The 8,843-nt window shown below is 65.0% G+C and carries 7 protein-coding genes and 2 pseudogenes; all 9 read left to right on the top strand.

Annotated features, from left to right (window positions below; all coding sequences use genetic code 11):
• Positions 1 to 219: integrase core domain-containing protein (locus tag B141_RS51955; RefSeq protein ID WP_020579760.1), on the top strand; the 219-nt coding region annotated here is incomplete at its 5' end.
• 52 nt (positions 220 to 271) lie between these two features.
• A pseudogene (locus B141_RS46560) lies at positions 272 to 1,315 on the top strand (HNH endonuclease signature motif containing protein); the annotation flags it as partial.
• A 398-nt stretch (positions 1,316 to 1,713) separates the two neighbouring features.
• Positions 1,714 to 2,052 (top strand): annotated as a pseudogene (locus B141_RS0134570) (GNAT family N-acetyltransferase); the annotation flags it as partial.
• Between the two features lie 147 nt (positions 2,053 to 2,199).
• Positions 2,200 to 3,069 carry an oxidoreductase gene (locus B141_RS0134565; RefSeq protein ID WP_020579756.1) on the top strand — a complete coding sequence of 290 codons (870 nt, stop codon included), beginning with the start codon at positions 2,200 to 2,202 and terminating at the stop codon, positions 3,067 to 3,069.
• 60 nt (positions 3,070 to 3,129) lie between these two features.
• The gene (locus B141_RS0134560; protein ID WP_020579755.1) at positions 3,130 to 4,170 is read left to right on the top strand and encodes a phosphotransferase family protein; all 1,041 of its coding nucleotides are present in this window, start codon (positions 3,130 to 3,132) and stop codon (positions 4,168 to 4,170) included.
• Between the two features lie 103 nt (positions 4,171 to 4,273).
• On the top strand, positions 4,274 to 5,101 hold the full coding sequence (locus tag B141_RS0134555) for an SAM-dependent methyltransferase (protein WP_020579754.1): 828 nt from the start codon (positions 4,274 to 4,276) through the stop codon (positions 5,099 to 5,101).
• Between the two features lie 160 nt (positions 5,102 to 5,261).
• Positions 5,262 to 6,311, top strand: a complete 1,050-nt coding sequence (locus B141_RS44410; protein ID WP_020579753.1) for a hypothetical protein — start codon at positions 5,262 to 5,264, stop codon at positions 6,309 to 6,311.
• Positions 6,312 to 6,557: 246 nt separating this feature from the next.
• Positions 6,558 to 7,511 (top strand): nucleoside hydrolase, encoded by a 954-nt coding sequence (locus B141_RS46555; protein WP_020579752.1) that lies wholly within the window; start codon positions 6,558 to 6,560, stop codon positions 7,509 to 7,511.
• Positions 7,512 to 8,843, top strand: a complete 1,332-nt coding sequence (locus tag B141_RS0134540) for an ABC transporter substrate-binding protein (protein ID WP_020579751.1) — start codon at positions 7,512 to 7,514, stop codon at positions 8,841 to 8,843.

The raw sequence follows: 8,843 nt of genomic DNA, 5'->3' as shown, positions 1-8,843 counted from the left end.
GACAACGCACTCGCCGAGTCCCAGATCGGCCTTTACAAGACCGAACTCATCCGCCCAGACGGGCCATGGCCCACCCTCGAACACGTCGAAATCGCGACCCTGGAATGGGTCCACTGGTTCAACACCGAACGGCCCCACCAAGCCCTCGACGATCTGACACCCCTCCAGGTAGAACAGATTCACTACACTCACCGAACCGGCCACACCAAGGCCGCCTGACACACAAACCCGAGCCTCCGGACACTCCGGGGCGGTTCAGACGTCGACGGCCGCGTGGCTGCGGCACAAGCTGCACCTTCACCCCGGTGCGATCGGCGCGGACGTGAAACTGGCCAAGGCGTTGGAGACCAACCTTCAAGCCACCGGCCAAGCTCTTGCCGCGGGCAGGATCTCGGTCCTGCATGCGAAGATCATCCGCGAGTCGATCAACCTGCTTCCCAAGGACATCAGCGACGAACTCAAACGCGAGGGCGAAGCGCGCCTGCTGGAGTTGGCGACCCAGCACGATCCGAAAGAGCTACGGCAGTTGGGGATCCAGCTGTACGAGGCCATCGACCCCGAGGATGCTGAGCGGCGGTTGGGTGAGCAGTTGGAGCGGGAACGCAAGCGGGCTGAACAGAAGCGTTCGATCACGTTCTCCCACTCCGGGCCAGGTTTGCAGTCCGCCCGCGTCCAACTGCCCGTTGATGAAATGGCACGCCTCAAAGCACTCCTCGACCCACTGGCCAGACCACGAAAGACCGACGCGAACGGACCCGACACCCGCACCGCCTCCCGCCGCCTGGGCGACGCCTTCGTAGAGTTACTCGACCTCACCCTCGCCGCGGGTGAAGCCCCTACCAGGGGTGGGACCAAGCCGCAGATCATCATCACCATGACACTGGCCCAACTCGTCACCGGCATCGGCTACGCGACATTGGACAGCGGCGAACAAATCTCCGCCGAAACCGCCAGACTCCTCGCCTGCGACGCCGACGTCATCCCCGCCGTCCTCAACAGCAAAGGCCAAGTCCTCGACCTCGGCCGCACCACCCGCTTCTTCACCACCGCCCAACGCCACGCACTAGGCATCCGCGACGGCATGGAATGCAACTTCCCGGCGTGCGACCGCCCCACCAAATGGTGCGATGCACATCATCTCGTTCACTGGGCAGACGGAGGCAGAACCGACCTCAACAACGGCGTCCTCCTCTGCGGAGCCCACCACAACCTCATCCACAACAGCGACTGGCAAGCCCGCATGGGACCAAACGGCAGACCCGAATACATACCCCCACCCTGGATCGACATCAACCAACGCCCCACCCGCACCTAAAACTACAGCCGTAGATCGTCATGTTGATGTCGTCGACGGTAGTGGCCACGCGCCAACATTCCATGTCCCAAAGCCCTTACCCACCGTCCAACCGGCACTCGTGCGCCTGCTGGAGAAACAGCCCGACCGCCCTGGCGGGGACGGTTGAGCAACTCATAATTGGATTGAATTCCTGAAGCTCACGTAGTAAACCCCGATCATGGCTTTCACGATCCGACCGGTGAACTCGGCGCCGGAGCTAGCCAGTGTCTTCGACCTACTCGGTGCAGAATTTCCTGCGCCGTTCACCCACCGCGATCGCAGGATTGCCGACCTGGCTCGCAGGTACCCAGAAGACCGGAGGCTCATGTTGGTCGCGGAGCGCCATCCTGATCAGATCGTAGGCGGGCGCCCTCGCCTTCAGGGCCGGAGAAGAATCCCTCGGCCGTGATCACGCCACGCTCCGGCTCATTGCCGTGGTTCGGGCTGAGCGCGGCAAGGGCCTCGGGCGGCGCCTCATCGAGGCGATCGAAGCGGAAGCGGTGAATCTCGGCGTCAGCACGATCAGCCTCGGCTCCGGTCCCGACGTACGCGGCTTCTACACGCATCTCGGCTACAGCGGCCGATCACGCATGACCAAAACGCGGCCTGGTTCTGTTCTCACGAGGTACGGCGATACCGACGACCGTCAGCGCGCTCTGGAGAAGCTCCGGGCACGAAAAGCCCAGCGCCAGGCCACATCGTCAAAGCCAGGCTGAAGGACGAAAGATCACGGGTCAATCCACCCGGCTTCCTACGGGTTGTGTGCGTTCACGCCGGGCACGCAGGAACTCTCCGAGCGCATTGGTGCCGTCCTTGCCGGGCATGTCATACATGGCTCCATAGGAAGCTACGAAGGGCATGACATGACCACCAGCGTGCCCGGGGGGACGCTCGCCCTCGCGGAGGGCCTCACCATCACCCGGATGGGCTACGGCGCCATGCAGTTGGCCGGACCCAACGTGTTCGGACCGCCCAAAGACCGGAACCAGGCGCTCGCCGTGCTACGTATGACCGTCGAGCTGGGCATCACCCACCTCGACACCGCCGATTTCTACGGGCCGACTGTGGTCAACGAACTCATCAAGGAGGCACTCCACCCGTACCCAGACAGTCTGCACATCGCCACCAAGGTCGGCGCACGTCGTGGCGCGGACGGCAGCTGGAACCCGTCCCTGGATCCCGCCGACCTCACCGCCCAGGTGCATGAGAACCTTCAGCATCTCGGCCTGGACGTCCTGAACGTGGTCTACCTGCGCCTGCGCTCGCACGAGGGCACGACTGAGGAGTCCGTTGCGGAGATGTTCGGCGCACTGGCCGAGCTCCGGAAACAGGGCCTGATCCGTCACCTTGGCCTCAGCGGGGTCTCCGACGTCCAGCTCACAGAGGCACAGACCATCGCACCCGTCGTCGCGGTGCAGAACCTCTACAACCTGGCCCGGCGGCAGGACGACGCGCTCATCGACAGGTGCGCGGCCAGCAACATCGCCTTCGTGCCGTTCTTCCCGCTCGGGGGCTTCACCCCGCTGCAGTCCGAAACCCTCACGAGCGTGGCAGCGCGCCTGAACGCCTCGCCGCAGCAGGTCGCCTTGGCCTGGCTACTGCAGCGTTCACCCACGACCGTCCTGATCCCCGGCACCTCGTCGGTGGCCCACCTTCGCGACAACCTCGCCGCAGCCAACCTGATGCTGCCGCCCGACGCGATCGCCGAGCTCGACACGATCGGCGCCGCCTGACCACCGACTCGGGTATAACCGAGTGCGGCGTATGAGTTGCCGTTGCTAGCGTCCAGGTCTGTGTCCGGCGATGTCGCTCCCTTGCTGCCGACGTTCAGTTCGTTCGAGGAGTACTGGGCGGCGCGAAACCACCCGACGCTGTGGCTCGAGGCGATCCGTCATGCGCTCGATGCCGCTGGCCTTCCCAGCACCGGGTCGGTTGAGATGCTCGGTCCGTCCCAGTACCCAACAGCGCTGGCGTGTGACCTCGATGCCGTTGCCACGGTCTACCCCGATCAATGGGGTGGAACCAGAAGCTACGAACTGGAGATTGAGGCTCATGGTGTCATCGCGGGCCACGGCCTGCCGGTGCCCGATCTGATTGCTCACGGCGCGCTCCCCTCGCCGGCAGCCACGCGGCCTGGCTGGGCCTGGCTCATCGAGACCAACGCTCCCGGCCAACCATGGTCAAGAGTCGGGCCAGCCATGTCGAGACGGCGGAGGGAGCGAGCAGCCTCGCACCTTGGCGCACTCCTTCGCCGCTGGCACGCGATCCCCCATACAGGTCGCGGGGGTCATCTGGGTTCTGGCTGGGACGCCTTTCTGCACCTGATCCGTGATGAACTGAGCCATCTCGGCGAGAATGATGGACGGCTCGCAGGCTTCCCACCAGCCATGCGGCCAGACCTTCACAGGCTGGCCGCCACAACCCTCACCGAGGTCGACGCCGCAACCCCAACCAGCCTGATCCACGGTGATGTCCACAGCGAGAACGTCCTAGTCGACCAAGCGGTTGGCGCCGTGACGGGGATCATCGATCTCAACGAGATGTACGCCGGGCATCCCTGGTACGACCTGGCAGACGCCTGCTTTCGACTGCTGCAGGGCGAGCCCGGGAGTGTTCACCGCCTCTTGACAGGCTATGGACTCGACCTCGAGGAACCCGTCGACGGCATAGCTCTACGACTGCTCGGATGGGCGTTGCTGCACGACTTCGACGTCCTCACTCCAACGTGTCAGCTACGCGGAACCCCACAGACCAACGTCGCCGACCTGGCCGGCCGCATCACCGGTCTCCGTCCGCACACGGAGGGCTCCCAAGACGGGCAATCCGTACCATAATCGGCGGAAGGAAGATCACGGCGGAGACCCAGCTGGAAGTCGCCCGACTGGCAGCTGATCATCGTGGCAGACTGCGCACGATGACGATCTTGTTGGAGGCGAGATGAGCGAGGCGCAGGACCTTCCCCCAGGCGTTGACCCGACCGTCCCCAGCGCGGGACGGCTTTATGACTATTACCTCGGCGGGACCGAATACCTTGAGGTCGATCGACTCGCCGGCGACAAGATCTTCGCGACGGTTCCCGAGCTCGGCGACATCGTGTGGTCCAACCGGGGATTCCTGCAGCGCGCCTCCAAGCAGCTGGCGGCGGAGGTCGGTATCCGGCAGTTCATCGACATCGGTGCGGGACTCCCGACGCGTAACAACACGCACGAGGCGGTGCAGAGCGTCGCGCCGGACGCCAGCACGGTCTACGTCGACAACGACCCCATGATCCTGGCGCATGCGCGTTCGCTGCTGGAAGGCGTTGACAACACCGAGTTCATCACTGGGGATCTACGAGACCCCGACAGTGTGCTGGGCAACCCGGAGTTGCGTTCGCTGATCAACTTTGACGAGCCGGTGGCGTTGATGATGGCGGCGGTCGTCCACTTCGTCTCGGACGAGGCTGACCCGTGGGGCCTCATGAAGCAGTACATGAACGCGCTGACGCCGGGCAGCTACCTCTGCCTCTCCCACATCACCTCCGACAACGTGCCCCCCGAGGGAGTCGCGGCGTTCCTGTCGGTCTACAACAACGCCAGCGAGAATCTCTACTTTCGGAGGAGGCAGGACGTGGAGCGGTTGTTCGACGGCCTGGAGCTGCTCCCGCCCTATGACGGCGCCGAGCCGGGAGTCACCTTCACCGGCTTCTGGGGTGCCGAGGATCCCGAAGCCGCTGACAGTGACGGGTCGCGGTGGGGACTCTGCGGCGTCGCCCGCAAGCCCTGACACGACAACGCTGCCCGACCACACGGATAACCTGCCGGAATTTCGCTGGCGGAGTCCGTGCCGGGTGCGGATGATGGGCGTATGTCTTCTGGTCGCTCTGCTGACGTGAGCATCGGGGTGTGATCGCACGCCGATGTCAACGTTCGAGCACCAGGGGTAGATGGCTGTGGCAACGGAACAACTCTGGGCCGAGCACGCGACCGAGATCGCGTGCGACGAGTCGGGCTGGGAAGGCACGAATCTGGTTGCCGGGAGTTCCGAGGTCATGGCGTACGCCAGCGTGTGCCTGAGCGTTGAGGCGGCGCAGGCGAGCATCCAGGCACTCAGCGGCCGGGTCCGGTCCCGCGGGCTGGAATACAAGGCGTCGCATCTGCTCCGCGCCGGGCGCCAGTCCAACGTGACCTGGCTTCTCGGGGCCGAGGGTCCCCTTCAGGGCAAGGCTCGGGTGCATCTGACCGACAAGACTTTCTTCGTGGTCTGCAGGATCCTCGACGTGTTCGTTGGCGGATACGTCGACACCGCCAGCGCGGGCCTGGTGCAGGACCCGCGCCTGGTAGACATGGCCCGCACGCTATGCCGCGTCGGCGAGGACGCGTTCGGCCACGAGCGGTGGCGCGCCTTCCTCGCGACATCCAACACGGTGCTCAAAAGAACCCGGCGGCCGGTGGTGCGGGGGCCTGTCGACGCGTTCTTCGCCCAGGTCGACGCGCTTCACCGCCTGGATGGCCAGAACCAGGTCGGCGAAATCCTCGATGTGCTTCGACAGGCGAGACCGACCGCGTACGACGCACGCGTCCATCTGCTCGAAAGCCAGGTCCTGCAACCAGCGTTGGAACCTCTGATCCCAGCCATCGCCCGGACCGTTCTGCACTGGGGCAGCGACCAGCAGACGGTGACCATCGTCCACGACGAACAATCGGCGCTGACCAAACGACGCCTGGCGGGATTGGAGCAGACCCTCGCCAGCCCGCCAGTTGAGCTACTGCGTCCGCCAGGGCAAGGCCAGTTCATCCACCTGCGGCAGGTCGACTCGCGATCAGAGCCACGCGTCCAGATCGCCGACCTACTCGCCGGCGTCGCCCGCAAGATCGCCACCGAGGAACTCCACGGCTCCAGCGACGGCGAGCACAGCGCGCTCCTGCGAAGCTACATCGATCCCGCCTCACACTGGTGCCACGAGCAAAGCTGGCAACGACTAAAGCCACAGTAAGCCGAGTGAAGAGGGCTGCGACTTCGCGCGCGGCCCGAGGCGAATATGCGCCATCTTGATCACCAGCGTGCCGCCTCCGGTTGCGCAGGGGCCCCAGGTGATCAATGACGCCGACAAGGTGCGGCTCAGAGATCCTCCGAGACGGTGGGATGCCCTAGCTCGCCCTCCTCGTCCGGACTATTGACTGCTCATTAAGTGTGTGTAAACATGTCGCCCGCTGCGTGTCAACTCGTGTTGAGGAGCAAGATGGAGCAGATTATCCTGGATGTGGACCTCGCGATGGGGGCTCCGGGGAGCGACATCGACGACGGTTTTGCGCTCGCCCTGGCCCTCGCCGATCCGGCGATCGACGTCAAACTCGTGACGACGGTCAACGGGAACACGGACGTGGCCACAGCCACCACGCTCACCCTTGAGCTGCTCCACCGGCTCGGCCGAAGCGACGTTCCGGTCCACCGCGGCGCGCAACGCCCGCTGATCCGGCCGCAGGCCCGCCAGGGCTCCGTCCCCGACGACATCCCGTCGCGAGAGCCGCAGCCGGCGGCCGCGGCCCAGGCCATGGTCGACCTCGTACGGGCGAACCCCGGTGACATCACGCTCGTCGCAGTGGGTCCACTCACCAACGTGGCCCTGGCGATGCGGCTCGACCCGTCCTTCGCGGCCAACCTCAAGCAGTTGGTCGTCATGGGCGGCGTCTTCGACGGCCACACCCACAGAGCCTCGATGCCGGGCGAGTTCAACATCTGGAACGACCCGGAGGCCGCTCACATCGTTCTGACCTCGGGTGTCACCTCTCGCTGGGTGGGGCTCGACGTCACGCTCCAGGTGCGCGTCACCAAGGCGCAGGCCAAGGAGATGGAGGCCAGCGAACGGCCCTTCGTCTCGTTCGCCGGCAAGTACACCGCCGCCTGGATCGACCACATCAACCAGCGCAGCCCGGAGCCGGACGAGTCGTGCGCGATGCACGACCCGCTCGCGGTGGCCGCCGTCACCCATCCGGAACTCCTCTCCTGGGCGCCGGCATATGTGCAGGTCGAAACAGGAGACCGCCTGCGGGGCGCGATGATCGCCGACTATCTGGACAGTGACTGGTCGCCCGACGAGCGCCGCGTGCCGCAGACCGCGAACGCCTTGGTGGCCAGGGCAGTGGATGCCGCTGGCTTCAACGACTTCTTCCTCACGAGCATCAAGGAGCTGTAAATGAAGGGATGGACAGCGCTCCGGCTTGCTGCGGTCGGCGCCGCTGCCGCACTGGCGGTCGGCGCGTGCGGCGGCGGAGGCGGCAGCCAGGATGGCACGACGTCAGGAAGCTGGTCGGTGCCCGACAAGGACCCGACCGCGACGCTGAACGTCGTCGGCATCCTCGACCCCAAGGCCGATGGCATGGCCGACGTGGTCGCTGCGTTCGAAAAGGAACACCCGGCCATCAAGGTCAACTACCAGCACGTGCCCTTCGACAACCTGAACAGCGTCCTGGACTCCAGGATCACGTCGAAGACCGGCAATCCCGACGTCTTCTGGGTGGACCAGCCCAGGGTCCCCGCATTGGCTACGCGCGGCTACCTCGAGGATTTGACCAAGCAGTTCAAGGGTCTGACGAGCGATCTTCAGGAAGGCACGGTGAAGAACAGCTCGTTCGACGGCAAGCTCTGGTCGCTTCCGATCGCGAACTCGACCCAGATCCTCTTCTACAACAAGGATCTACTGGACAAGGCCGGCGTCAAGCCTCCCTCGACAGAGAACGCGCAGCGGATCACGTGGCAGCAGCTCAAGGCCGACGCGCAAACCGCCCAGAAGAAGGGCGGCGCGCAGAACGGACTGCTCTTCGGTCAGCCCAACCGCTACTACCAGCTGGAGCCCCTGCCCGTCTCCGCCGGCGGTGGCATCGGCGCCTCCGGTGCGGACAACCTGACGCCAGCGGTGAACAACGACGGTTGGGTCAAGGCGATGACCTACTACGGTTCGTTGTTCTCCGGAAAGATCACCCCCCGCGGGATCGCGCCCGAGCAGATTGACTCCACCTTCCTCGCCGGCAGAACGGCCTACCTGGTCGAGGGAAACTGGATGGTCGGCAAGCTCGCTGACTCCAAGCTCAACTGGGGTGCCGCCCTCAACCCCGTGTGGGAGGGAGGCAAGCCGGCCACGCCGAACGGCTCCTGGTCGGTCGGCATGAACCCGTTCTCCAAGCAAAAGGAAGCCGCGGCAATCTTCATGAAGTGGTTGGCCATCGACGGGGAGAGCGGCTACGCGAAGTACCGTGCGTACGCGGAGCTTCCGGCCAACAACGCGGGACTGAAGTCCTACCTTTCGAGCAAGGCGTTCACTAGCTCGGAGGGCGGCAAGCAGGCCGCCAAGGTGGTCGAGTACGAGACCCAGAACACCTCGGTGGGACGGGTGCCGACGGTCGGCTACATCGAGTTCGAAGACATCATCGGGCGAGCCTTCTCCGACATCGCGAACGGCGCTGATCCAAAGACCGCCCTCGACTCGGCCCAATCCCAGCTCACCAAGGCCTGGCAGCAGTACAAGTAG

The sequence above is a fragment of the Actinopolymorpha alba DSM 45243 genome (genome assembly GCF_000373925.1).
GTDB lineage: Bacteria > Actinomycetota > Actinomycetes > Propionibacteriales > Actinopolymorphaceae > Actinopolymorpha > Actinopolymorpha alba.
This window is presented reverse-complemented; position numbering and strand designations above follow the sequence as displayed.

Coding starts and splice junctions, on each gene's coding strand:
- B141_RS0134565 (WP_020579756.1), top strand. CDS start 2,200: ATGACCACCAGCGTGCCCGGGGGGACGCTCGCCCTCGCGGAGGGCCTC.
- B141_RS44410 (WP_020579753.1), top strand. CDS start 5,262: ATGGCTGTGGCAACGGAACAACTCTGGGCCGAGCACGCGACCGAGATC.
- B141_RS0134555 (WP_020579754.1), top strand. CDS start 4,274: ATGAGCGAGGCGCAGGACCTTCCCCCAGGCGTTGACCCGACCGTCCCC.
- B141_RS0134540 (WP_020579751.1), top strand. CDS start 7,512: ATGAAGGGATGGACAGCGCTCCGGCTTGCTGCGGTCGGCGCCGCTGCC.
- B141_RS46555 (WP_020579752.1), top strand. CDS start 6,558: ATGGAGCAGATTATCCTGGATGTGGACCTCGCGATGGGGGCTCCGGGG.